This is a genomic window from Schaalia sp. HMT-172 (assembly GCF_030644365.1).
Taxonomy (GTDB): Bacteria; Actinomycetota; Actinomycetes; order Actinomycetales; family Actinomycetaceae; genus Pauljensenia.
In genome coordinates this window covers 504594-528114 of the sequence record NZ_CP130058.1, presented here as the reverse complement: position 1 = coordinate 528114, position 23521 = coordinate 504594, and the positions used below count along the sequence as shown (strand labels likewise).

Below are 23521 nucleotides of genomic sequence, written 5' to 3'. Positions count from 1 at the left end.
CGGCGCACAGGGCACACGCGGCACAAGGGGGCCCCGACCTCGTCCCAGGAACACGAACGAGGCCGGGGCCCTATCGCACGAGCGTGCGCTTACTCCGTGGCGAGCAGCGCTTCCTCGGACTCCTTGGTCCACAGGCCGTCCTTCATGGCGGCCGCGACCTGCGGGAACTTCTCGGCCAGTTCGCTCAGCGGCGTGAGGCCCAGGTCGTGCAGCGACGGGAAGACCATGATCTTACCGCCCGACGTGCGGTTGATGACCGAGTTGATGGCGTCGCCGAAGCCCGCCATGCCGGTGACCGCCCACAGCGAGATCGTGGTGTCGATGACGCCGTCCTCGATCTTGCGCAGAACCGTGCGCATGTCGGACACGTCAGAGCCGGAGGTTCCCAGCATGAAGATCTGGCGTTCGATGATGCCCTGCAGGTCGAAGTCACCGAACGTGCCGGCCGGGATGCCCGCGAACGCGTTGAGGATGCCGCCCTGGGCCAGCAGGTCGACGGCCTGGGAGACCAGCGCGGGGACGGGCACGAGGCACGTCGCGTAGGTGTAGCCGTGCTCGAGGGGCGTCGAGGCGGTGTTGATGATGTCCAGCGGCACGCCGTTCTTCTGCGCGGTCGGGCCGACGACGGCCGCGAGGTTCGCCAGGCGTTCATCCGACAGGTCGGTGCCGACCACGGAGATGCCGGGGACACCCGAGGTGACGGCGCGCATCGTGTGCATGACGCCCATCGGGCCGGCGGCGCCGACGAAGACGCAACGGTCGTTCTCGCGCAGATCGCCGTTAGCGGGAATCCAGGCGTATCCCTGCCGCGGATCCGATCCGGTCGTGCCGCAGAAGCGAATGAAGTCGTAGTGGACGCGGCCGATGTCCAGGGACACCTTGCGCTCGATCGATCCGCCACCCAGGACGACGCACATAGTGCCGCGGGTGCCGATCAGGAGCGCGGCCTTCTCGATCGCGTTGGCGTCCGAGCCGAAGAACACGACGTCGTCGAACTCTCCGTCGACGCCCTCGACCTGGTCGGCGGCAACGCGCACGACCTCGGCGGGCTTGTGCTCGGCGGTCAGCGCATCGATGTCGCCCTCGCCGACGACCAGCAGGCGCCCGCCGTCGGCGACGTGATTACGCTCGGCCCACGCGTAGGAGCCTTCGACGGTCGCCCACGGCTCGATGAGGCCGACGGCTGCGGCCGAGGGGCCCTCAGACACGTGGATCAGGTACTCTTCGCCATCCGGGGACACGACGCAGCGCTCGTCGACGACGACGTATTCCTCGAGCGCACCGTCGAAGTTGTAGCCGAAGGCACCGTTGGACTTCGCGGTGCGCAGGTGCTTCCAGTCCGCCTGGACCAGCAGACGGTCACCAACCTTGAAGTGCGTAACCTTCTCGCCGACCTGCACGACGCGCACGACGGGCTCGTGGCCGGGAGTCACCGCCTCCTGGTTGGGGTGGTAGGACGGAATGTCCTTGAGGGCGTCCAGGTCGATGCCCGCCACCACGTCGGACTTGCGCGGGTGGCTGTCGAACTGGTGGAGCAGCTTCGTATCGGAGAAGCAGATGCCGCAGGCTTCGACCTCGAGCAGGATCTGCGTGGGGCCAACGGGGTCAACGGGCTTCGCCGGGTTAACGACGAACTCCTCCTTGCCGACGATTTGGATGGCGTACTGGGTGGAGGGAACCTGGGTCATGACTGACTCCTTCACTGGGAAAACGACGATGGGAACGGGAGGGACGAGGCCGGGGCACCCGCGGAGGGGACCGTGACCACCCTGGGGCCCCGGCCTCGAGACGGTGTCAGGAGAGCATGACCTGGCCACCCGTGACGGGCACGGCCTGACCGGTTTCGTACTCTTGCTCGACGATGTAGAAGATCGCGCGCAGGACGTCGATGCCCTGGGCGCCGCGCCGCATGGGCACCTTGGCCTCGTAGAACTCCTTGACGTCGGCGACGGTCTTGGCGCCGGGAACCTTCCCGGAGTTCAGGTACTGGACGAAGAGGCCGCGGTCCGGGTCGGACCAGAGGGGGCCGTCGTAGAAGTTGCCGGGGCAGATCGCGTTGACCTTGACGCCGTGGGCGACCATCTCGAGGGCGAAGGACTGGACCAGGCCGATGCCGCCGAACTTCGAGCCCGCGTATGCGGCGTTCTTGTTCGAGCCAACCAGGCCGGACTTGGAGTTGATCTGGATGATGTCGGTGAGCCACTCGGGGGCGGTGGAGTGCTGGCGGGCCAGGAGCTGTCCCAGGTGCTTAGTGACCAGGAAGAAAGCCACGTAGTTGATGTCCGTGGACAGGCGGAATGCCGAGGCGTCCTGCTCGAGGACGGAGCCGGCGCGCACGATGCCCGCGTTGGAGACGACCAGGTCGAGGCCGCCGGTGACGCGCTCGATCTCGGCGGCCATCGCGGCCACGGAGTCCTCGTCGGCGACGTTGACGGTGATCGGGTGGGCGACGCCTTCGCCGCCGAGCTCGGCGGCCTTGGCTGCGGCGCCCTCACCGTTGAGGTCGGCGACGTACACGAAGCAGCCGGCCTCGACGAGGCCTCGGGCGATCTCCGCGCCGAATCCCTGCGCGCCGCCCGTGACCAGGGCGACGCGGCCGTTGATGGTGCGCTCGCCGGTGCGCGTGGGGCGCACCTCGTAGGTCTCCTCCCCCGCCCGCACGACGACGGGAAGCTCCGTCTCCTTCAGGGAGCAGGGGCACACCTCGGTGAGGGGGCCGTCGAAGGTGACGGTGGGCTCGGCGGTGGAGGGCGCCACGATGACCGGGCGACCCAGGGCCTTGAGGAAAAGCCCGCGTACCTCGGGAGCGTTACTCATGATGGTTCTCTTTTCTCTGCGCGTTCGTCAGTTGATGGATGTTGCTCGGGCGGCGACGTCGGCGGCGTCCTCGCCGTCCGCGATCGCGCGCCCCAGGGGCGCATACTGCGCGATGCGCTGGGCGAGCGCCTCGGGGCTCAGGCGGCCGGTGCGGCCCAGCAGGTGCAGGTCGGGGTCCAGGGAAGACAGGGCCTCGTGCGCGACGAGGGCCCACGTGGCCTCGTTGAGGTCCGCGAATTCGGGGCGGCGCAGCTCCTCGCACGTGAAGCGCTGGCGGGGCTGGTTGATATCGACACCCGAGATCTCGAGCATGCCGTGGGCGGCCGCGAGCGCGTGGATGCGCGCCAGCTGCTCGGGGGTGTTGCGCGGGGGCATGTAGGTCACGGCGCGCAGGCCGATGGACTCCATGTACTCGAAGAGCTCGTCGAGGAAGTCGTCCTCGAACTTTTCGGCCTTCTTGTCACCGGTCGGCGAGGCGGACACGTCGCCCAGGTAGGCGTAGGTGGCGATCGCGCCGACCGAGTCGGCGAAGGCGACGACCTCGGCGGCGCTCGGCAGCTCGTCGGTGGGCTGGATGTAGATGCGATCCAGGTAGTTGGCTTTGAGGACGCCCAGCAGGTCGTACATGAGGTGCGGGTTGTCGGCGTCGGACAGGACGTGCGCGAGGGAGGCGGGAATCTCGACGCCCATCGAGTCCAGGCCCTGGACCAGGGCGGGACCACGGCCGAAACCGCGGATCAGGGCCGAGGCCATGGCGGCCAGCAGGTGCCGCTCGGTGATCCCGCCGCCGTTGGCGTACTGGGAGATGTCGACCATATCGGCCTGAGGATCGAAGGGCTCCAGGCCGAGGTCGGTGAGGATCGCGTTGGCGCGCTCGGCCATCGCGAGGGTGCGCTCCAGGCGGGCGGCGCGCCTCGGGGCAAGCCACTTCGCGACCGTCTCGCGTGCCGGGGCGGGCACGCCCTGGACGGTCATGTAGGCCACGCCCACGGAGTCGGGGTTGTTGAGCTTGCGCTGCGCCAGAGGCGTGCCCTCGCCGAAGCGGGCGCGGATCTCGAAGCCGGTGACGGAACCCATGCCCAGGATGCGGGTCGCCTCGCTCATCTCAGCGGCGGCGCCGATCGAGTCGTGGTCGACCGAGCCGACGACGCGCAGGCCGGCCCGGCGCGCCAGCAGGGCGGCGTGCGTGGGCGTATAGGGGCTGAAGGAGAAGCAGGTGTGGATGTGGTTGTTCGACTCGGGCACCCAGGTCGGGAAGTGCTCGTCGGCGGCTAGCGCGCGCAGCGCCTCGATGCGCTGGGCCGGGGTTGCAGCCGGGTCGTTGGTGATGTCCATGGGTTTTGCCATCTCTTCGTTGGGGTGGGCACGGGGGAAGGGGGCGCGAGGCCGGGGCACAGGTGAGGAGGAGGTTTGCCCCGGCCTCGCGCGGCTCGCATCAGGGAATGCGAGCCTCGGACGGGGGCGGGCCGGAAAGGGGGGGAGGAGCGGCCCGCCCCCAGTGCTTTACAGACCCTCGCGGTTCAGGCGAGCGATCTCGGCCTCGGTCGCGTGCTTCGTGGTGGGCACGTGGCCGGGCAGCGGCAGGATGCGCTCGTGGATCGAGTCGAGGATCCAGGAGACCTGCGGGAAGAAGTACGACTCAAGCTCGGGTCCGGGCGTGATGCCGTTGCGCGAGCCGACGACCGCGATCGGCGCGTCGAGGGCGTCGAAGGCGAGGGTCTGCACGTTGGCGGCAACCGTGTTGAGGAAGGATCCGCGCTCGACCGCGTCCGAGGTGAGGACGAGGCGACCGGTCTTCTTCACGGACGCGATGAGCTTGTCGTAGTTCAGCGGGGCGACGAAGCGCAGGTCGATGACCTCGGCGCTCAGGCCGTACTTCTCGGCCAGGACGTCCGCGGCTTCCAGGGCCTTGTACACGGTCGCGCCGTAGGCAGCGATCGTGATGTCGGTGCCCTCGCGGCGGATCGCCGGCTCGCCCTCTTCGGTCTCGTAGTAGCCCTCGGGCACGCCGCCGGGCTCGAAGTCCTCGCCCTTGTCGTAGAGCTTCTGGCTCTCGAGGAAGACGACGGGGTCGGTTCCGGCCAGGGCGAGGTTGAGCATGCCCTTGGCGTCGGTCGGGGTCGTCGGGAAGTAGACCTTGAGACCCGGGATGTGGGCGACGAGCGCGCTCCAGTCCTGGGAGTGCTGCGCGCCGTACTTGGCGCCCACCGACACGCGCAGGACGAGGGGCATCTTGAGCAGACCGGCGCTCATCGACTGCCACTTGGCCATCTGGTTGAAGACCTCGTCACCGGAGCGGCCCAGGAAGTCGCAGTACATGAGCTCGACGACCGCGCGGCCACCGGCCATCGCGTAGCCGACGCCGGCGCCCACGATCGAGGCCTCGGCGATGGGCGAGTTGAAGAGGCGACGGTAGGGCAGGGCCTCGGTCAGGCCGCGGTAGACGGCGAAGGCGCCGCCCCAGTCGCGGTTTTCCTCGCCCCATGCGGCCATCGTCGGGTCGGTCTTGAAGCGGTGCAGCATCGCCTCGAAGAGGCCGTCACGGAACTGGTACATGCGCATCTTGGAGACGGGCTTGCCGTTCTCATCGACGGAGGAGCGCACCTTCTTGGCCAGGGCCTTGACGCGCGGGTTGTCCTCGAGGTCGATCTCGGGGGTCGCGTCGTCGAAGGCCTCGACCTTCTCGTTGGAGAACATGACGGTGTCGATGTAGCCGTCCGCGACGCGCGGGGTGGCCTCGTCGTCGATGGCCAGCTTGAGGACCTTGACCAGCTTGTCGGTCAGCGAGGCCGCGTAGCCGTCGATCTCGTCCTGCGTGGTCAGGCCGTTGGAGATCAGCAGGTTCGAGTATTCCTTGATGCAGTCGACCTGCTCCCACAGCTCGACCTCTTCCTTCGTGCGGTACGAGGAAGCGTCCGACGGGGAGTGGCCGGAGAAGCGGTAGGTGATGGTGTCCATGAGGACGGGGCCGCGGCCCTCCTCGAGGATCTTCTTCTTGCGGGTGGTCGCATCCGCGACGGCCAGCGGGTTGAGGCCGTCGACGCGCTCGGCGTGCATGGCCTCGGGGTTGAGGGCCGCGCCCACACGGGCGAGGATCTCATATCCCATGGTCTCGCCGAAGGTCTGGCCGCCCATGCCGTAGAAGTTGTTGAAGAAGTTGAACAGGATCGGCGGGTTGCCGCCGTCCTCCTCGCGCCACAGCGAGCGGAACTGGTCCATGGCCGCGAAGTTCATGGCCTCCCACACGGGGCCACAGGCCAGGGCGGCGTCACCGACGTTGGAGATGACGATGCCGGGCTTGCGGTTGATGCGCTTGAACAGGGCCGCGCCGTTGGCGATCGGGGCGGAGCCGCCGACGATCGCGTTGTTCGGGTAGGAGCCAAAGGGCAGGAAGAAGGTGTGCATCGAGCCGCCCAGGCCGCGGTTGAAGCCGGACTTGCGGGCAAAGATCTCGGCGAGGGCGCCGAAGAGGATGAAGTTCTCGGTGAGGTCCTTCGTGTCCTTGTAGTCGATCTTTTCAGCGTAGGAGAGGGTCTCGCCGCCGAGGAAGCCCTTCATGATGCCCTCGAGCTGGCCCTCGTCCATCTGGTGCATGGCCGAGTAGCACTTGGCGAGGATCTCGCCGTGGGAGCGGTGGGAGCCGAAGATGAAGTCCTCGGGTTTGAGCACAAAGCTCTGACCGACGTAGGCGCTCTCCTGGCCGATGCCCAGGTGGGCGGGGCCGCGGTGGTTGTACTCGACGCCTTCCCACTGGCCGGTCTTCTTGATGGAGTCGAGCATCGACTCGAAGGTGCGCACGACGATCATGTCGTGGAGCATCTGGACCATGCCCTTTTCGCCGTAGCGGGCGAGTTCGGTCTCACGGTCGAAGGTGTACTGGTTGACGGGCACGTCGGGGAACTTCACGTGCCCGGGGCGACGCACCTCGTTGGGGTCGATGATAAGAGACTGAGTCATTGTTCTACTCTTCCTTGACGTAGGGGGTTCGTTAGAGCTTGACGGCCCACGCGGCTTCGCGGATAACCTCGGACACGGTGGGGTGAGGGAAGACGACCTGGCGCAGGTCCTCGACGGTCAGTTCCATCTCGAGGACGGCCTGCGCGCCCCAGATCATTTCCGCCGCGTAGGCGCCCAGGACGTGAATGCCGAGCACCTGGTGGGTCGCGGGATCGACGAGAATCTTCGCCTCGCCGGGGGCCTTGAAGCCGTTCTCGGCGATGAAGCGGCCCGACATGAGGGCGGGGACCTTGGCGACGAGGACGTCGCGACCCTCGCGCTTGGCGGCGGACTCGGTCAGGCCCACGCCGGCGGCCTCGGGGATCGAGAAGACGGCCCACGGGACGGTGTGCCAGCGCATGACCTCGCCGCGTTTCTTGGCGGTGGGGTCGAGGATGTTCGCCGAGGCGATCTCCGCCATGCGGTAGGCGGCGTGCGCCAGGAGCGAGCGTCCGGTGACGTCGCCGATGGCCCACACGTTGGGCAGGTTGGTGCGCATCGTGTCGTCGACGACGATGCCGCGGTTGATCTCGAGGCCGGCTTCCTTGGCGCCCCAGCCCTCCGTCGCGGGACGGCGGCCCACTGCCATGAGGACCACGTCGGCCTCGACGCTGAGCTTCTCCGCGCCCTTGGAGTAATGGACGGTGCCCCCGTCGAGGGACTCGACGCGGCAGCCCAGCTCGAAGGTCACATCCTTCATGGCGGCGCGGGCCTTGGCGGCCAGGTCGTCGTCCATGAACGGCAGGATCTCGGGGGCCATCTCGATGACGGTCACCTGGGAGCCGAGGGTGGAGTACAGGGAGGCAAACTCGACGCCGATGACGCCGCCGCCGATGATGGCGAGGCGGGCGGGGACCTCGGGCAGGGACAGGATGCCCGTGGAATCGACCAGCGCCGGGTTGTCCTGGGTACCGGGCAGCGGGGGCATGGCCGGCACGGAGCCCGTGGCGATGATGACGTGGTCCGAGGTGTAGGTCGTGCCCTCGACGGTCACGCGACCGGGGGCGTCGAGGTGGCCTCGGCCGTTGATGACGGTGACGCCCGCCTTGCGCTCGGTGGCTGCGACGCCGGCGACCAGACCCTTGACAACCTGGTCCTTCCAGGCCTGCATCTGCGTCCAGTTGACGGCGACGCCGCTGGCGTCCACGCCGAACTGGCTGGCTTCCTTGGCGTGCAGGTAGTTCTTCGCGCCGTTGAGCAGGGTCTTGGTGGGGATGCAGCCCACGTTCAGGCAGGTGCCGCCCAGGTACTGCTCCTCGACGAGGGCAACCTTCTTGCCCGCGTGTCCGAGGCGCTCAGCGGCCAGGTAGCCGCCGGGGCCCGCACCGAGGACGATGACGTCAAAATGCGTGTCACTCATGAGTGTTCCTCTTTCCTCAGGCCAGGACGGTCACGTCGATGTTCTCGATGGCGGCGACCAGGTCGCGCAGGAAGCGGGCGCCGTCCGCGCCGTCGATGACCTGGTGGTCGATCGTCAGCGACAGGTTGAGGCGCTGCTCCACGCCGATCGTGCCGTCGGCTGCCACGGTCGGGCGCGGGGTGATCGCGCCGACGCCGAGGATGGCCGTCTGGGGCAGGTTGATGACGGGGGTGAAGGTCTCGATGCCGAAGGAGCCGATGTTGGAGACCGTGAAGGTGCCGCCGCTCAGGAAGTCGGGGGCGATGGTGCCGTCGATGGCGCCGCCGGCCAGGCGCTTGGCCTCGTCGGAGAAGGCCTTGAGGCCCAGGGCCTGCGCGGAGCGGATGACGGGGACCAGGAGGCCGCGCGGGGTGTCGCACGCGAAGCCGAGGTGGACCTGCTCGAACTCGGTCAAGACGCCGTCCTCAAGGTGGGCGTTGAACACGGGGTACTTGGGCAGGGTGCGCGAGACGGCGAAGCAGACCAGGTCGTTGAGCGTGATCTTGTTCAGACCCAGGGAGCCGTCCGCGTTCTTGACCTTCTTGCGCAGCGCGAGGATGCCCGCGGCGTTCGCGGTCGTGTTGAGGGTCAGCTGCGCGGTGGAGGTCAGGGACTCCATCATGCGCTTGGCGACGACCTTGCGCACGCCCTTGAGCGGGGTGGAGGTCGAGGCACCCGGGTAGTCGGCACCCGCGGGGGCTGCGACGGCGGCGGCGGGAGCGGCCTCGGCGGCGCGGCCCGCGTCGGCGACGCTCACGCGTCCGCCGATGCCGGTGCCCTCGGTGGCGCTCACGCCGGCGGCGCGCGCGGCGGAGGTCAGGACGGGGCCGGCGGCGATCGCGGCGGCGACGTCGCGCTCGATGACGCGGCCGTGGGGGCCCGATCCCTCGGAGATAGCCGAGGTATCGACGCCGCGGGAGGCGGCGAGCGCGCGGGCGCGCGGGGAGACGGCGCCGGTGGCGCGCTCGGTCGCGAACGCGGGGGCGGCCGCCTGCTCGGGGGCGGCGGCCTGCTCGGCGGGAGCAGCGTCGGCGGGAGCGGCGTCAGCGCCGGGCACGAGGCCGGAGATGTCCTCCCCGGGCTCACCGACGATGATGAGCGGATCCTTCACGGGGACCTCGTCGCCCTCCTCCCACAGGAGCTTGAGGACAGTTCCAGCGGCGGTGGAGGGAACCTCCATCGTCGACTTGTCCGTTTCGATGGACGCGAGGGTCTGGTCGACGGCGACGGTGTCGCCTTCGGCGATCATCCACTCGACGATGATGCACGACTCAACAGAGTTGCCCAGCTGGGGCATCACCACGATGGTGGCCATGTAATTCCTCCTAGACGATGCGCAGCTTCGTGCGCTCGGCCAATTCCTTGATGGATTCTTCGGGGATCTCATCGTCGGTGATGATTCCGGTGACCTGGTCGATCCCCATGAAGGTGACGAAGCCGGCTTCCCCGTACTTGGAGGAGTCTGCGAGCAGCCACGTCTCTTGTGCGCGTGTGCGCATGATAGAACCGACCTGTCCGCCCTCAACGAGTTGGGTGGTCAGGCCGCGATCAACGCTAAAACCGTCGGTTCCAAGGAACGCAACGCGCGCGTTGAAGTCATTGATGGCGCGCTCGGCGACCGGCCCCACGAGGGACTCGGACTCGGCGCGGAAGTGCCCACCCGTCAGCGTGATGTTCAGGTTCGGGTTGGAGCGGGCGTTGGCGAAGACGAGGACGGAGTTGGTCAGGACCTGGACTCCTCGCTTGCCGGTGAGGTACTTGACGATCAGGGCGCAGGTGGTGCCGGCCTCGATCATGATCCGGTCGTCGTCGTGGATCATGTCAGCGGCGGCCCGGGCGATGCGTTCCTTCTGATCCACGCGGTCGTTTTGACGCAGATGGATGTTACGGAAGGTGGTGGGGCGCGCCCCGCCGTGGGTGCGCACGAGGTAGCCCTGTTCATCGAGGACCTTGAGGGAGGCCCGAACGGTCACGGGCGAGACACCCAGGTCGGAGGCGAGCTGAGCGACGCTCACCTCACCCTCGCGGGCGAGGCGATCCAGGATGTAGTTCGTGCGTTCTTCTGCACGTCCCATGGGTTCACCTCCTCATGTCGAAGCAACAATCTTTGTCGCTTTCACTTTCGTTAAGGAAAGAATAGTCATTTAAACGAAAGTATGCAACATCACGCGATAGTGTCGCCCACCCGTGCACACCCCCCGAACAAACGTTCACCAAAGCGGCGGACAAAAGGCCTATTGGCCTAACATTTCGCGGATTAACGGCCGGGAGGGCGGTCCCACTCGGACCGCCCTCCCACTCGCCAACGCGACGACGCTTGGCACTCACGCCGCACGCTCAAACGAAAATGAAACGAAAGCGTACGCTACCGGGCACAGAAGCCCCGGCCTCGTACCGACGAGGTGTTTTACTCCCCAGGCATACGCACGCCCACCGTCAGCAGCAGGTTGCCGTACAGGCGCTGCTCCCCCGTCGCAACGATGATGCCGACGTTCTCGTCGCGCGCAGCATCGTAGAAGTCCCAGCGCGACAGCTCGCCGAACTCGACGCCCGGCAGAGCCGCCCGGAACTCGTCGTGAATCGGAATCTCCACCGGATCAGCGTCGGGGGCGGGAGTCATAATCTCGGCGCGCTCGATCGGAATCGTCCGCTTGAGCACGTCAAGGACCTGACTGACGTCCAACAGGCCCGGAGCCAGGTTGAGCGACACGAGTTCGCAGCGCGGGTTCACACCCGTCGTGTGCGGGTAGTTCGCGTCAGCCAGCAGGATCTTCGACCCGTGACCGGCCGCAGCCAGCGCGCGCAGGAACTGAGGATGAGTCATAGGACCGTAGAGCATGAACGTACCTTCCTTACAGGTGAGAACTGGCCCGGATGACCAGTTCGGGATCGATCACAATGTCTTGAGAGGGGCCACCGTCCATCAGCGAGCGAACCAGCCGAACCGCCGTGCGGCCGAGGCGATCGAAGGGCTGATGGATCGTCGTCAGCGGCGGCGCGTAGGAATCCGCCCCGTCGATGTCATCGAAACCGACGACCCGCACGTCGCGAGGAACCACTCCCCCGCACTCGTAGATGTAACGCATCGCGCCCAAAGCGAGCTGATCGTTCGCCGTCTGAATGCCCTGCGGCAGTCGGCCCGCCGCACGCATGACGTCGTAGCCGTCGCGTGAATCCCACGAGTCGGGTTGCAGGATCGCCGGGGTAATCCCGTAGGCCTCGCACGCCTGGACGTAACCGCGGCGACGCATCTGCGCGTCCGACCAGCCGGAGGGACCAGCGATGTGAACGACGTCGGTGAGCCCCTGCCCGAGCAGGTGCTCGGTCGCCAGTCGCGCCCCGCGCACGTTATCCACCGCGACCGTCGAAATACCGTCAAGCCCCTGCTCGCTCGTCAGAACGAGGACCGTCGGGAAACGCTTCCCCGACTCGATCGCGACGTCGATCGTCGGATCCTGGCCACCCAGGATGATGACGCCATCCACGTCGAAGGGCGCAAAATCGGAGCGCAACTGCCCGTCCGGCCCATACGCGTAGGACAGGGACACGTGATACCCGGCCTGCGCCGAGGCATTGAGGATCGACAGGAGCACCGTGCCGTGACCGTGGAACATGGGCGCGGCCAGCACGACCTGCAACACGTTCGTCCGCTTGGCCGCGAGCGCCCGCGCCGCGTAGTTGGGCACGTAGCCCAGCTCCTCGACGAGCTTGGCGATCCTCGCCCGCGTCTTCTCCGAGACTTCCGGGTCGCCGCGCACGACGCGAGAGACGGTGTTGGTGGACACGCCAGCCTTGCGCGCGATATCGGCCAGCGACACCTTCTTAGGCGCGGGTCGGCGTGTGGACATGAGTCGATGTGCTGGCTGCGATGACGGAGGCACGGTCCTGGGGATCCAGGGCGCCGATGGTCTCGAGCTGGGCCAGGAGGGAACCGAAGGTCGAGGCCTCGATGGGGCCGCGCACGACGGTCACCCCCGCGATCTGAGCGGTCAGGTCGCACAGCAGGCGATTGCGGGCGCCGCCGCCGACGAGGTTGAGCTGGTCGGGGGCCTTGCCCGTGGCCTCGGTCAGCTCGCCGATCCCCCGAGCGTAGCGGCGGGCGAAGGACTCGATGATGACGCGCACGTAGCCGGCCATCGAATCGGGGCGGGCGACTCCCTGGGCATCCAGGGCCTCGTCGATCTTGCGTTGCATGTCTCCGGGGCTCGCGAAGGCCTCGCCGTCCGGGTCGAAGACGCCCGGGGCTTCAGGCAGCTCGCGCGCCTGGGCGACGAGTTCGTCGGTGTCGGTGGGAGTGCCCTCGCGCTCCCACTGGCGCTGAATCTCCTGAAGGATCCACATGCCGGTGATGTTGAACAGGGGGCGCACTCCCCCGTCGGTGCGGCCCTCGTTGGTGATCCCCATGTCGAAGGCGACGTCGCTCATGAGGGGCTCGTCCTCGATTGCTCCGAGCACCGACCAGGAGCCGCAGGACAGGAAATACGCGCGCTTGCCCGCTTCGATGGGCAGGCCGTGGACGGCACAGGCCGAGTCGTGGGCGCCGCCACGCACGACGGTCAGGGTCTGAAGGCCGGGGACCGTGCACGGGCCGACAACGGTGCGGTCGGCGGACAGCTCGCCGAACCAGCCGCGCGGGATGCCGAGGCGAGTGAAGACCTCGTCGTTGAAGCCGCCGCCGCCGGGGGTGAGCAGGCCGGACGTCGAGGCGATCGTGCGCGACCATCCGACGACCCCGGTGAGCCGGTAGGCAAAATAGTCGGGCAGGAAGAGCGCGGCGGCCACGCGGCTAGCGGCCTCGGGTTCCTCGCGCAGGTAGGCGAACAGCTGGTTCGCGGTGTTAATGGTCGCGGGCTGGTTGCCGGTCAGGTCGAAAAACTCTCGGTCCGCGATGCGCTCACGGAAAGCGTCAAGGGTGCGCGACGTGCGCTCGTCACGGTAGGCGATGACGTCGCCGACGAGGCGTCCGTCCTCGTCGAGGGGGGCCCAATCCACGCCCCACGTGTCGATCGAGACCGCGCGGGCGTCCGGGAACTGCTCGAGAGCCTTCGTCAGGCCGTTGATCGTCTCGGCCTCCATCGTCGCCACGTCCCACGTCAGCGTCCCGTCCTCGCGGCGGCGGGCCTGGTGCTTGAAGCGGTGAATGTCCGTGACTTCCAGGCGGCCGTCAGTGAGAGTTCCGGCGAGAACTCGCCCGGACGCGGATCCAAGGTCAACAGCAAGTACGGTGGTCATTGAAGTCTCCTGCTCAAAACGCCCTCGCTCGGCGTGTCCCGTCATTGGGATAGTAATACGGCTGTCCTCATCGGCGAGGCCGGGGCCGCGTTCCGGGACCGGGCTTACCCGGGAAGGTGCTCCGTTCGGGCTCGGGGAGAGAGGAACCCGAGCCCGAACGGAACGTGCATCAGCGGTACATCGGGCCGAAGGTCTGGCAGGCGCGGAAGTCCGCGGCCTCCAGGGACTCGGTACCGAACAGCGACCACGCCTTGGGACGGAAGATCCGCTCCTCGGGGACGTTGTGCATGTTGACCGGGATACGCAGCATCGACGCCAGCGTGATGAGCTGGCCGCCGATGTGGCCGTAGGAGATCGCGCCGTGGTTCGCACCCCAGTTGTTCATGACGTCGTAGACGCTCTTGAAGGCGCCTTCGCCCGTCAGGTTCGGGACGAACCAGGTGGTCGGCCACTCGATGTTGGTGCGCTCCTCGATGGTGAAGGCAACCTCGTCGGGCAGCTCGACCGTGTAGCCCTCCGCGATCTGCAGGACCGGGCCGAGGCCTCGGACCAGGTTGATGCGGCACATCGTCACGGGCATCTCGCCCGAGGTGCGGAAGTGCGTCGAGAAGCCGCCGCCACGGAAGTAGCCGGTCGAGGCTGGGTGGAAGGTCGTGGCCTCCAGCGTGGCCTCGCGGTCCTCCTCGGTGAGCTCGTACCAGGGCTTGATGACGTTCTTGCCGTCACGCACGGCCTTGCCGGCGCCGTCCAGCGTGGTGGAGCCGGAGTTACGTAGGTCGAGCAGGCCGGCGGCTGCGCGGCCCTCAGGCTTCCAGCCGGTCGCCTTCTCGATGGACTCGGGGCTCCAGTAGGTGCGCACGTCGGAGAAGATCTGCGGCGTGTTGGTCAGCAGGTAGCCGAAGAGCATCGACGCGCCGTTGAGCGAGTCGTTCTCGGTGGCCACGACGGAGGGCTGACGGATGCCGGTCCAGTCAAAGTTCGTGTTGAGGATAGTCTCCAGGACGTCGCCGTTCGGGAAGTGGTCCGTCCACTGGCGCTGGCCCTGGAAGCCGGCGGCGATGGCACCGTGGCCGCCCGCCTCTTCCTCGAAGCCCAGCTCGGCCAGGCGCGGGTTGCCGTGCATGAGGTCGCGGGCGATGAGCGTCATCTTGGTGACGAACTTCCACCAGTCCTCGTGCTTCTCGGGGTAGCGCCACTCCGGCGGGTTCCAGTCCTTACCCTGCTTGAAGTTCTCGCGGATCCACTGGTAGGCCTGCTCGTACTCCTCGGGATCGTAGATGCCCTCGTCGATACGGCGCGTGAACTCGCTCATGTCGATGTACTCGTTGCGCATGCCCAGGTAGGAGCCGAAGAAGTCGGGGTTAACGACGGAGCCGGCGATGCCCATGGAGACCGAGCCCATGGACAGGTAAGCCTCGCCCTTCATCTGAGCGACTGCCAGGCCGGCGGTCGCGTAGTCGAGGAGGCGGGTACGCACGTCCTCGGGGATCGAGGTGTCGTCGGCGTCCTGCACGTGCTCGCCGTAGATGCCGAAGGCGGGGATGCCGATCTGGGCGTGGCCGGCCAGGGCGGCGGCCAGGTACACGGCGCCGGGGCGCTCGGTGCCGTTGAAGCCCCAGATCGCGTGCGGCATCGCCGGGTCCATGTCCGTGGTCTCGGTGCCGTAGCACCAGCACGGGGTCACCGTCACGGTCAGACCCACGTTGTTGGCGCGGAACTTCGCCGCGCAGGCCTGTGCCTCGTGGACGCGGCCGATCGTGGTGTCGGCGATGACGACCTCGACCGGGGCGCCATCCGGGTAGCGCAGGTTGGAAGTAAAGAGGTCGGCGACAGACTTCGCCATGTTCATGGTCTGCTCTTCGAGCGACTCACGCACGCCCTTGCGGCGGCCATCAATCGTGGGGCGGATTCCGATGCGGGGGTGTTCAGTCATTATTCCTTCATCCCTCATGAAGACGTCGATGTCGGAGCGCGGGGGCGCTCGCCCCCTCGGATCCTTGGATTCAGTGAGTGCCGGGTCCGCAGGTCCCGCCCCGACCGTTCGGGGCGGGACCTGCGGCGGGCCACCGGTTCGACGTGCGCCTCCCCGGACCCGGCCTCGTGCCCTATGGGCCTAGTGTCTCACTCGTACAGGTTGGCCTTGATGGCGTCGGTGTCGATGTTGGACTTGTCGTACCAGGCGAAGCCCGAGTCGATGACCGTGGGCAGCTCGGCGCCGTTGAGCGCGGCAACCGCGGCCTTCACCGTGTAGTAGCCGATCTTGACGGGCGACTGGGTGACGGCGCCAGCCTCCTTGCCGGACTTGATGGCGTCGATCTGGGTCTTGCCCGAGTCGAAGCCGACGATGGTGACGTCCTTGCCGGTCTCCTCGGCACCCTGCACGATGCCCGAGGCCGCGGCCTCGTTGGAGCCGTACATGCCGACGATGTCGTCGTTGGCCTGGATGATGGACTTGGAGGTGTCGGCGGCCTTCGTGACCTCACCGGCGATCTGCTCGTCCAGGAGCTTCAGGTTAGACGGAGCGTTGGCCATGAAGTACTCCTTGAAGCCCTCGCAGCGCTGCTTGCCGGTGGTGGAGGTCGAGTCGTGGCAGACCATGCCGACCGAGCCCGACTTGCCATCGAGCAGCTCGATCATGTGCTTGGCGGCTTCCTCGGCGGCCTTCTTGTTGTCCGTCTGGACGGTGGTCACCGGGATATCGGACTCGACACCGGAGTCGAAGGCGACGACGGGGATGTTCTTGGCCTCAATCTCCTTGAGGATGTCCTCAGCGGCCTTGGAGTCCAGCGCCGCGAAGCCGATGGCCGCGGGGCCCGAGTCGAGGGCGGACTTCAGCTGGTCGGTCTGCTCGGTGACCTTGGTCTCGTCCTGCGGGCCGACGAAGCTGACCTTGTAGCCCAGCTCCTCGCCAGCCTGCTCAGCGCCTTCCTTCACGGCCTGCCAGAAGCGGTGCTGGAAGCCCTTGGAGACCAGGTAGATGGTCTTGGTGCCATCACCCTTCACAGCGGCCTTTTCCCAGTCCTGCTGCTCGCCGGAGGTGTCCACCTTCGAGGCGCCGGAGGAGTCGCTCTTGGTGGTGCTGGTGTCGGAGGAGGAGCCTCCGCTTGCATCCGTCGAGGTCGTGCAAGCAGCCATGCCCAGGGCCATGGAGCCGACAGCGGCGGCGGCGATGATACGTCCGATGGGGCGCATTGGTGTTCCTTTCGTGGGGCGGCGGGATCGTTCCCGCCTGAGGGAAGTGAACCGACGTCGGTTCACGGGTTGATATGAGATGGAATACGATCAGGCTGCGTTTTCGCGGATGCGACGGATGTTGTCGATGACGACCGCGAGGAGCAGGACAATACCGGTGACGACGAACTGCCATTCGGCCGCGATGCTCATCATGGTCAGGCCCTTCTTCAGGGTCTCCATGAGGATCGCACCGACCAGTGCGCCGGGGATCGAGGCGCGGCCACCCGACAGGGAGGTGCCGCCGATGACGGCCGCCGCGATGACGTTGAGCTCCATGCCCACGCCCTCAGCCGGCTGGACGAGGCCGCCGCGCGAGGAGTAGAGGACCGCGCCGATGGCCATGAAGGCGCCGGCAACAACGTAGATGATGATCTTCCACAGGCGAACGTTGACGCCGGAGAGGCGGGTGGCCTCCTCGTTGGAGCCAATCGCCAGCGAGTAGCGGCCCAGCAGCGTCTTGTTCATGAGGAAGGTCGCCAGGATGGTCAGCACCACGAAGATGAGGACGGCGTTGGCAACGTGCGGGATGATCTCGCCGCGGGCGATGAACTTGTAGCCCGGGTTGGCGATCGAGATGGAGGCCTTGTCCGAGATAATCAGCGCCAGGCCTCGCGCGACCATCATCATCGCGAGCGTCGCGATGAATGGAGGAAGCCCCAGGATCGAGACGTTCAGGCCGTTGACGAGGCCGATCGCCATGCCGACCAGGAGAGTCAGGACGAGGCCCAGGCCCAGCGGCAGGTTCATCTTGTCGCCCGCCAGGAAGATGCCCGCCATGACGGCCACGAGACTCATGCCCGTGCCGACGGACAGGTCGATGCCCGAGGTGGCGATCACGAAGGTCGCACCCAGCGCCATGACTCCCGTGTAGGCCGACTGCAGGACGATGTCGAGGTAAATGCCGGGCTTGGCAAAGCCGCTGGCTGCAACACTGAAGAACGCAAGAATAACGACCAGGGCAACCGTGACGAGCAGCAGCTGCATGTTCTTCTTCAGGAAGGCCGCTGCAGGCGACGGCGCCTGTAGGCCCTTGTTGTCGACGACGGTGCTCACGCGTCTACTCCGTTCGCTTCTTCCTGGCCGACGGTGGCCAGTTCCATGATGTTTTCTTGGGTGGCGTCCTCGTTGTTGAGGGTGCCAATGATGCGGCCGTGGGCCATGACGGCGATGCGGTTCGCCAGGCGCAGGACCTCGGGCAGCTCCGAGGAGATCACGATGATCGCCTTGCCCTGCTGCGCCAGGTTTTCGAGCAGCGTGTAGATCTCATCCTTCGCGCCCACGTCGATGCCGCGGGTCGGCTCGTCGAAGATCAGGACCTCGGAATCACGCTCCAGCCACTTGGCCACGACAACCTTCTGCTGGTTGCCACCGGAGAGGCTGCGGACCTCGACGTCGACGCTGGGGGTGCGCGTGCGCAGCTTGGACACGTATTCCCGGGCGATCTTGCGCAGCTTGACGGTGTCGACGACCGAGGCCTTGGTGAAGTGGTCCATGGCCGCCATGCCCGTGTTGAAGGAAATATCCTTGTCCAGGAGCAGGCCGAACTGCTTGCGGTCCTCGGACAGGTAGCCGATGCCGTTCTTCACGGCGTCCGTCGCGTTCTTGATCGAGACCTTCTTGCCGTGGACGTAGATCGAGCCCGCCGTGTGGGGGTCCGCGCCGAAGAGGGCGCGGGCGACCTCGGTACGACCGGCACCGACCAGGCCGGCGAAACCGAAGATCTCGCCCTTCTTGACCTCGAAAGACACGTCGTGGACGGCCTTGACGGTCGAGAGATTCTCGACGCGCAGAACAACCTCGTCAGACAGCGGCTTCGTGGTGGGACGTGCGTCGGCGGGAACCTCGCGACCGACCATCATCTTGACGACCTCGCTCATAGGCGTCGTCGCCGTCTCCACCGTGCCGATGTACTTGCCGTCGCGCAGCACCGAGATGCGGTCGGTCAGCTCGGTCAGCTCCGGCATGCGGTGCGTAATGAAGATCAGGCCCGTCTGCGGGCACACGAAGTCGCGCACCAGCTCGAACAGCGATTCCGTCTCGGTCGTGGTCAGGGGGGCCGTCGGCTCGTCCATGACCAGGATCTTCGAATCGAAGGACAGCGCGCGGGCGATCTCGACCATCTGTAGGCGAGCGACCGGCAGGTCGCGGCAGTGGGCGGTCGGATCGATGTTCATATTGAGGCGCTCGAACAGCTTGTGCGCGTCGCGGATCATCTTGCGGTCGTCAATGTAGGACCACTTCGAGGACCCGGGCCGACCCAGGTACAGGTTCTGGGCGACCGTCAGGTCGGGAACGATGTTGAGTTCCTGGTGGATGATCGACAGGCCGAGGGAACGAGCGTGTTCAGGCGACTGAATGTCGACTTTCTCGCCCTGCAGCCAGATTTCACCACCGGGATCGGCCTTATGGATACCGGTGAGCACCTTCATGAGCGTGGACTTGCCCGCTCCGTTCTCACCGCAGAGACCCAAGACTTCACCGGGGCGAAGGTCGAGGTCCACGTCGGACAGCGCCTTCACGCCGGGGAACGTCTTCGAGATCCCCTTTAGCTCTAGTAAGTTCGTCACTTCTCACCCCTTGGGTACCAGTAACTTCTCTGTTTCTGGAGTTTGCTTCCCCGGCTATCGTTAACGCTAACGGAAACGCATCCAGGGAAACGCCCTCTTCGGCGTCCCTTTAAGAGTAAGGCATCACAGGTGCGCGCGCCAGCCAAATCGGCGAACGCGTAACCAAATCGTAATAGACTTCCGCAGCTACAAGTCTGACATTTCCGCACTATTTCGCAGGTTCTCTAGGATGGTTTGCGCGACAGTGTCGAGCCAGTCCTGATCGACGAGGCAGGCGCTGAGCGCAAGTTTTCCGCGAGCCGGATCGTGACGCATCCCCTCCTGCTCCCAGTGAGACAAACCGTCCCCTCGCACAGTTGTTGGAAAAGTTCCGTGAACGTTCACGACGCGCCACCACGGGACGCTACCGCCCCAATCGTGCATGATCCGCCCCACGACGCGCGGACCGGTGCCAACCGCACGGGCGATCATGCCGTACGTGGCTGCATGCCCGGCCGGAATTGACTCCACGACGCGCAGGACCGCTTCGACCAGTTCTTCTCGCACAGCTCCATTCCTTTTCGATTCTCAGGTTGCTATTCAATCCGCAGGCCTCCTCACCACCCACGCACGCCAGGCGCCTGCGTCCTCACCACACGTGCACGCGCCCGCCAGCGGCCCGCATCCTCACCCCCCCTCGTCCGCGCACGTCAGCCGCCCCACACCCGCGCACGCGCACGCCAGCCGCCCCACACCCACGCCAGCCGCCCACATCCTCACCACACGCGCACACCAGCCGCGCACACGCACGCCAGCCGGAGCCCACCCCGCACGCGGATAGGTTATCGACATCCGGATAGGTTATGAACATCCGGATAGGTTATTAAGCTATCCACATCCTCATAACCTATCCACATGCGAGCCACGCCCTCGCAACCCGCGCCCGCAGCCTCGCCCCTTCGCCCGAGCACGCCAGCTCCGACGTCCACACCCTCGCCACCCGCGCCAGCAGCCTCACCCGCTCGTCCGTGCACGCCAGCTCCGACGTCCACACCCTCGCCACCCGCGCCCGTGCACGCCAGCCAGCGCCACCCCGCACGCGTATAGGTTATCGACATCCGGATAGGTTATGAACATCCGGATAGGTTATTAAGCTATCCACATCCTCATAACCTATCCACATGAGCGTAACCTATCCACATGCGAGCCACGTCCTCGCAACCCGCACGTGCCAGCCCGGTGCAAGCCAGGCACCTGCGCACGTCGACGCCAGCACACGCCGACAACGCCCGTGCCAGCCAGGCACCCCACCCTCACCACCCGCGCACGCGCACGCTCATGCCAGCGTGCAAGCCACAGCACTGCACACCGATCCCAACTCTCCCCTACGAATGCAAGCGAGCCCGTGATAGATTTGATGCGGAGCGGGAATCCCCCCTGGGCTAGTCGTGGAATAATCGACCGTCGGAAGGCCCGGGCAATGGACCCCGCTCCCCACTTTTCCCTTCATTTCCCGCGTCGGTGTTCTCGCGCGACAGGAGGGATATAGGACATTTCGTGCTGGCGTGTTGCCACCTGCCCCACTGGACGTCAGGTTGCCGCGTGACCTGGCAGCCCGTTCGGCGTCCGCGTCACGTGAGAGCGGGGTATTGATCATGCCTTGGCAGCGGGCGCATCCGAACCGGGACGTGCGAGACAAGACCCGCCAAGAAACGCCAGCAGGGCCGATGATGAGAGGGAGCGGACATCGCGGCACCTTGATAATAATTCGAGTGAGAAATAGAGGGCTTTCCCGAAGGATCACACGGTAACCGCACCTATGACGAGCAACAGGCCGATCACCTGGAGCTGACGCCCCACGCGGAATGAGCCCTCCCTATAGCCCCACCGTTGCAGCTAGGGACTGATCGGACATCACGGTTCTGACCCGGGCATTGCGCCCCCGGTCGGCGAGCTTGCGCATTATAAGAAAAGGGTGGCCCACCTGCCCGGGGATCACTCCCTGGTGGGCTGGCTGCCACCCTCTCGAGCATCGTATCACTACTGGGGATATAGGACAAGGCGTGTTGGTCGCGGCTCGGTCCCAGACATCGTCGAGGGAGGATGCCTGCGCTCGAACGCCCGCGCCGCAGCGCTTCAAACAGGATGCGCTCCATCGGAAGGAATACACCTGATCGGGAGCGTTCAACCCGTTTGGGGGCATTCGACCCGTGAGGGAAGATTCCACCTGATCGAGAGTATTGCGCCCGATCAGAACGGGTTGGATGATCACCGATGGGGTGTTTCGCCCCATCGGACACAAGCCCCGTCGCGGAGCTGGTCGATCGTGCCGCTGCCCCGGTTCTGTCGGCGACGCCCGACAGGCGTTCATCGGCGCCCCGCCGGGCAGCCCTGCATTGGTGAAGGAGCACGACGCCAGTGAGGGCGCATGACGCCGGGGTTAATGGTGGGGGTTTTGCACCATTAGAAGCATCCTGCCGGCGTGTCGCCGGCGTGTCGTGGCTCTATTGGTGCAATTTCCCCCGTTTGGTGGCGCCCTCGACATGGGCCAAGCTCAACCGTGTACCTCTCACAGCGCAATTCCCCCGTTTGGTGGCGCCCTCGACATGGGCCGAGCTCGACCATGCGCCTCTCATGGTGCAATTCCCCCCGTTTGGTGGCGCCCTCGACGTGGGCCAAGCTCAACCGTGCACCTCTCACAGCGCAAGTCCCCCCGTTTGGTAGCGGTGATGTCGAGGTTCAGGGCGTTGAGGTCGCGGTTCAGGGTGGTGAGGTCGCGGTTCGAGGTGGCGTGGCGCCCAAAGTGCCGACCACCTCGGCGACAAACGCCAACAATGGGCCGTCGCGGGCGAGGTGGTCTGCGATCTGGGCACAACGGCGCCTGGCCTCGCGTGGAGCTCGCAAGGAACCGCTGAATATGCGCGTTAACGCCTTTGATACGCACGTCAACCTCTCGAAATGCGCGTGGGCGGCGCTGCCCACGCGCAAGTCATCGGGCCCACGTGCGGATCAGCGGGCCCACGTGCGAGGTGTCGGGCCCACGTGCGAGTCAGCGGGCCCGCGTGCGCGCGGGTGCACTCCTCCCCTGCACCGGTTCAGGGATAAACGAAAAGCCCCGAGTTCGTGAGAACTCGGGGCGTCTGCTCCTGCGACTGGATTCGAACCAGTAACCGTCCGATTAACAGTCGGATGCTCTGCCGTTGAGCTACGCAGGATTGCGACAAGAGAAGATATTAGCAGAGACTATTCGAAACTGGCAAGCCAGATACGGGCCTCCAGCTATGCTGCGCGTCACTGCCATCCGATTTCCCTGTCTGGGGCGTTCACTCCCACGTGGGATTCTGGAGATCCAGCCCCTGCCGCCTCGCGACGCACTCGATCGCGTCGGCAAGCCACTGTGCGAAGCCAACCTGCTGCGAATCGTAGTGCTCGCGGAATCGCTCGTCGTCGATGTAGCCGCGAGACACGATGTAGTGCTTGGCGGGCGTGACAGGAAAGAACTCGCTGAGCGCTTCCCTATGCTCCTCGACGAGGCCGACGGCCCTCTCACTGTCAGGAGCGACACCATCACGAATCGCATCGATCATCCTGCGTTCGATGTCGTGGAATCGCTCGGCATTCTGCCTCCAGTCGGCGGATTGCCACGAAGCGGTGCGTTCTCGCGATTCACGCCAGTCATCGGTATCTCCGTAGCGTTCTTCGGCCTCACTCTGGTGCGCCGAAAAGTCGGCGTCTCCCAGGATCTTCCCGACGTCTTCCAGGGTGAGCTCGTTGTCATTCATTGCGTCCTCCAACAGTGTGTCCAGTGCTTCGATCATTGCGTCTGTTTCGCGACGCTGAGCAAGAAGGCTCTCTCTTTGCCTCTTGAGGTGTTCGATCTCAGAGTCTCCACAGTCGAGGAGAGCCTTGATATCGATCAGCTTCATCCCCGTCGCCCGGTAGATGACAATCCTCTGGACACGCACGCAGTCCTCGCGCGAATAGAGCCGGTAGTTCGACCAGCTCCGCGCGGCGGGATCGAGAAGGCCCTGCGCCTCCCAGTGGTGCAACGTTCGCACCGTCAGCGAGAACCGCTCAGCGACCTCCCCGACCGTGTAGGCAGTGGTGTCGTTACTCATGACATTGATTCTGACCCCTGACGTCGCGTCATGGTCAAGCGGAAGAAAGTTCCCGTGTCGCGGTCACGTGAAAAACACGCCAGCATCGCAGCCACGCGACACACCGTGTCCACGTCACAGCCCCACGAAAAACGCACCACGGCATAGAAAAGCCACCCCTGCGAGCGTCCTGTTGTTCC

Annotated in this window: 16 protein-coding genes and 1 tRNA gene; all 17 read right to left on the bottom strand. The window is 66.1% G+C overall.

What is annotated here, in order from left to right; genetic code table 11:
• Positions 1 to 89: 89 nt before the first annotated feature.
• Entirely contained in the window at positions 90 to 1688 is a 1599-nt protein-coding gene (locus QU663_RS02160; RefSeq protein ID WP_021611627.1) for an alcohol dehydrogenase catalytic domain-containing protein, read from the bottom strand.
• A gap of 106 nt (positions 1689 to 1794) precedes the next feature.
• A complete protein-coding gene (locus QU663_RS02155) occupies positions 1795 to 2817 on the bottom strand; it encodes an SDR family NAD(P)-dependent oxidoreductase (RefSeq protein WP_021611628.1) in 1023 nt (340 codons plus the stop codon).
• Positions 2818 to 2844: 27 nt separating this feature from the next.
• Positions 2845 to 4152, bottom strand: a complete 1308-nt coding sequence (locus QU663_RS02150) for a PHP domain-containing protein (protein WP_021611629.1) — start codon at positions 4150 to 4152, stop codon at positions 2845 to 2847.
• Positions 4153 to 4320: 168 nt separating this feature from the next.
• On the bottom strand, positions 4321 to 6774 hold the full coding sequence (locus QU663_RS02145; RefSeq protein WP_021611630.1) for a thiamine pyrophosphate-dependent enzyme: 2454 nt from the start codon (positions 6772 to 6774) through the stop codon (positions 4321 to 4323).
• A 31-nt stretch (positions 6775 to 6805) separates the two neighbouring features.
• Complete coding sequence (lpdA, locus tag QU663_RS02140) at positions 6806 to 8173, bottom strand: dihydrolipoyl dehydrogenase (RefSeq protein WP_021611631.1); 1368 nt, start codon at positions 8171 to 8173, stop codon at positions 6806 to 6808.
• A 16-nt stretch (positions 8174 to 8189) separates the two neighbouring features.
• A complete protein-coding gene (locus QU663_RS02135) occupies positions 8190 to 9527 on the bottom strand; it encodes a dihydrolipoamide acetyltransferase family protein (protein WP_296491945.1) in 1338 nt (445 codons plus the stop codon).
• Positions 9528 to 9537: 10 nt separating this feature from the next.
• On the bottom strand, positions 9538 to 10287 hold the full coding sequence (locus QU663_RS02130; RefSeq protein ID WP_021612480.1) for a DeoR/GlpR family DNA-binding transcription regulator: 750 nt from the start codon (positions 10285 to 10287) through the stop codon (positions 9538 to 9540).
• A gap of 332 nt (positions 10288 to 10619) precedes the next feature.
• On the bottom strand, positions 10620 to 11051 hold the full coding sequence (locus QU663_RS02125) for an RbsD/FucU family protein (protein WP_021612481.1): 432 nt from the start codon (positions 11049 to 11051) through the stop codon (positions 10620 to 10622).
• Between the two features lie 13 nt (positions 11052 to 11064).
• Positions 11065 to 12060 (bottom strand): LacI family DNA-binding transcriptional regulator, encoded by a 996-nt coding sequence (locus QU663_RS02120; protein ID WP_021612482.1) that lies wholly within the window; start codon positions 12058 to 12060, stop codon positions 11065 to 11067.
• Positions 12035 to 13444 carry a rhamnulokinase family protein gene (locus QU663_RS02115; protein WP_034481969.1) on the bottom strand — a complete coding sequence of 470 codons (1410 nt, stop codon included), beginning with the start codon at positions 13442 to 13444 and terminating at the stop codon, positions 12035 to 12037. The genes QU663_RS02120 and QU663_RS02115 overlap by 26 nt, the downstream gene beginning before the upstream one ends.
• A gap of 169 nt (positions 13445 to 13613) precedes the next feature.
• Positions 13614 to 15377: an L-fucose isomerase gene (locus tag QU663_RS02110; RefSeq protein WP_034481971.1), complete on the bottom strand. Its 1764-nt coding sequence runs from the start codon at positions 15375 to 15377 to the stop codon at positions 13614 to 13616.
• Positions 15378 to 15565: 188 nt separating this feature from the next.
• A complete protein-coding gene (locus QU663_RS02105; protein ID WP_021612485.1) occupies positions 15566 to 16636 on the bottom strand; it encodes an ABC transporter substrate-binding protein in 1071 nt (356 codons plus the stop codon).
• Positions 16637 to 16726: 90 nt separating this feature from the next.
• A complete protein-coding gene (locus QU663_RS02100; protein ID WP_021612486.1) occupies positions 16727 to 17731 on the bottom strand; it encodes an ABC transporter permease in 1005 nt (334 codons plus the stop codon).
• Positions 17728 to 19245 carry a sugar ABC transporter ATP-binding protein gene (locus QU663_RS02095; protein ID WP_021612487.1) on the bottom strand — a complete coding sequence of 506 codons (1518 nt, stop codon included), beginning with the start codon at positions 19243 to 19245 and terminating at the stop codon, positions 17728 to 17730. The genes QU663_RS02100 and QU663_RS02095 overlap by 4 nt, the downstream gene beginning before the upstream one ends.
• A 186-nt stretch (positions 19246 to 19431) precedes the next feature.
• Positions 19432 to 19791, bottom strand: a complete 360-nt coding sequence (locus tag QU663_RS02090) for an MGMT family protein (protein ID WP_021612488.1) — start codon at positions 19789 to 19791, stop codon at positions 19432 to 19434.
• A 2576-nt stretch (positions 19792 to 22367) separates the two neighbouring features.
• Positions 22368 to 22439, bottom strand: a tRNA-Asn gene (locus QU663_RS02085).
• A 108-nt stretch (positions 22440 to 22547) separates the two neighbouring features.
• A complete protein-coding gene (locus tag QU663_RS02080) occupies positions 22548 to 23342 on the bottom strand; it encodes a MerR family transcriptional regulator (RefSeq protein WP_021612492.1) in 795 nt (264 codons plus the stop codon).
• Positions 23343 to 23521: the final 179 nt, after the last annotated feature.

Excerpts from the sequence above, each read along its gene's own strand:
- QU663_RS02160 (WP_021611627.1), bottom strand. The coding sequence starts at position 1,688 with ATGACCCAGGTTCCCTCCACCCAGTACGCCATCCAAATCGTCGGCAAG.
- QU663_RS02155 (WP_021611628.1), bottom strand. The coding sequence starts at position 2,817 with ATGAGTAACGCTCCCGAGGTACGCGGGCTTTTCCTCAAGGCCCTGGGT.
- QU663_RS02150 (WP_021611629.1), bottom strand. The coding sequence starts at position 4,152 with ATGGACATCACCAACGACCCGGCTGCAACCCCGGCCCAGCGCATCGAG.
- QU663_RS02145 (WP_021611630.1), bottom strand. The coding sequence starts at position 6,774 with ATGACTCAGTCTCTTATCATCGACCCCAACGAGGTGCGTCGCCCCGGG.
- lpdA (WP_021611631.1), bottom strand. The coding sequence starts at position 8,173 with ATGAGTGACACGCATTTTGACGTCATCGTCCTCGGTGCGGGCCCCGGC.
- QU663_RS02135 (WP_296491945.1), bottom strand. The coding sequence starts at position 9,527 with ATGGCCACCATCGTGGTGATGCCCCAGCTGGGCAACTCTGTTGAGTCG.
- QU663_RS02130 (WP_021612480.1), bottom strand. The coding sequence starts at position 10,287 with ATGGGACGTGCAGAAGAACGCACGAACTACATCCTGGATCGCCTCGCC.
- QU663_RS02125 (WP_021612481.1), bottom strand. The coding sequence starts at position 11,051 with ATGCTCTACGGTCCTATGACTCATCCTCAGTTCCTGCGCGCGCTGGCT.
- QU663_RS02120 (WP_021612482.1), bottom strand. The coding sequence starts at position 12,060 with ATGTCCACACGCCGACCCGCGCCTAAGAAGGTGTCGCTGGCCGATATC.
- QU663_RS02115 (WP_034481969.1), bottom strand. The coding sequence starts at position 13,444 with ATGACCACCGTACTTGCTGTTGACCTTGGATCCGCGTCCGGGCGAGTT.
- QU663_RS02110 (WP_034481971.1), bottom strand. The coding sequence starts at position 15,377 with ATGACTGAACACCCCCGCATCGGAATCCGCCCCACGATTGATGGCCGC.
- QU663_RS02105 (WP_021612485.1), bottom strand. The coding sequence starts at position 16,636 with ATGCGCCCCATCGGACGTATCATCGCCGCCGCCGCTGTCGGCTCCATG.
- QU663_RS02080 (WP_021612492.1), bottom strand. The coding sequence starts at position 23,342 with ATGAGTAACGACACCACTGCCTACACGGTCGGGGAGGTCGCTGAGCGG.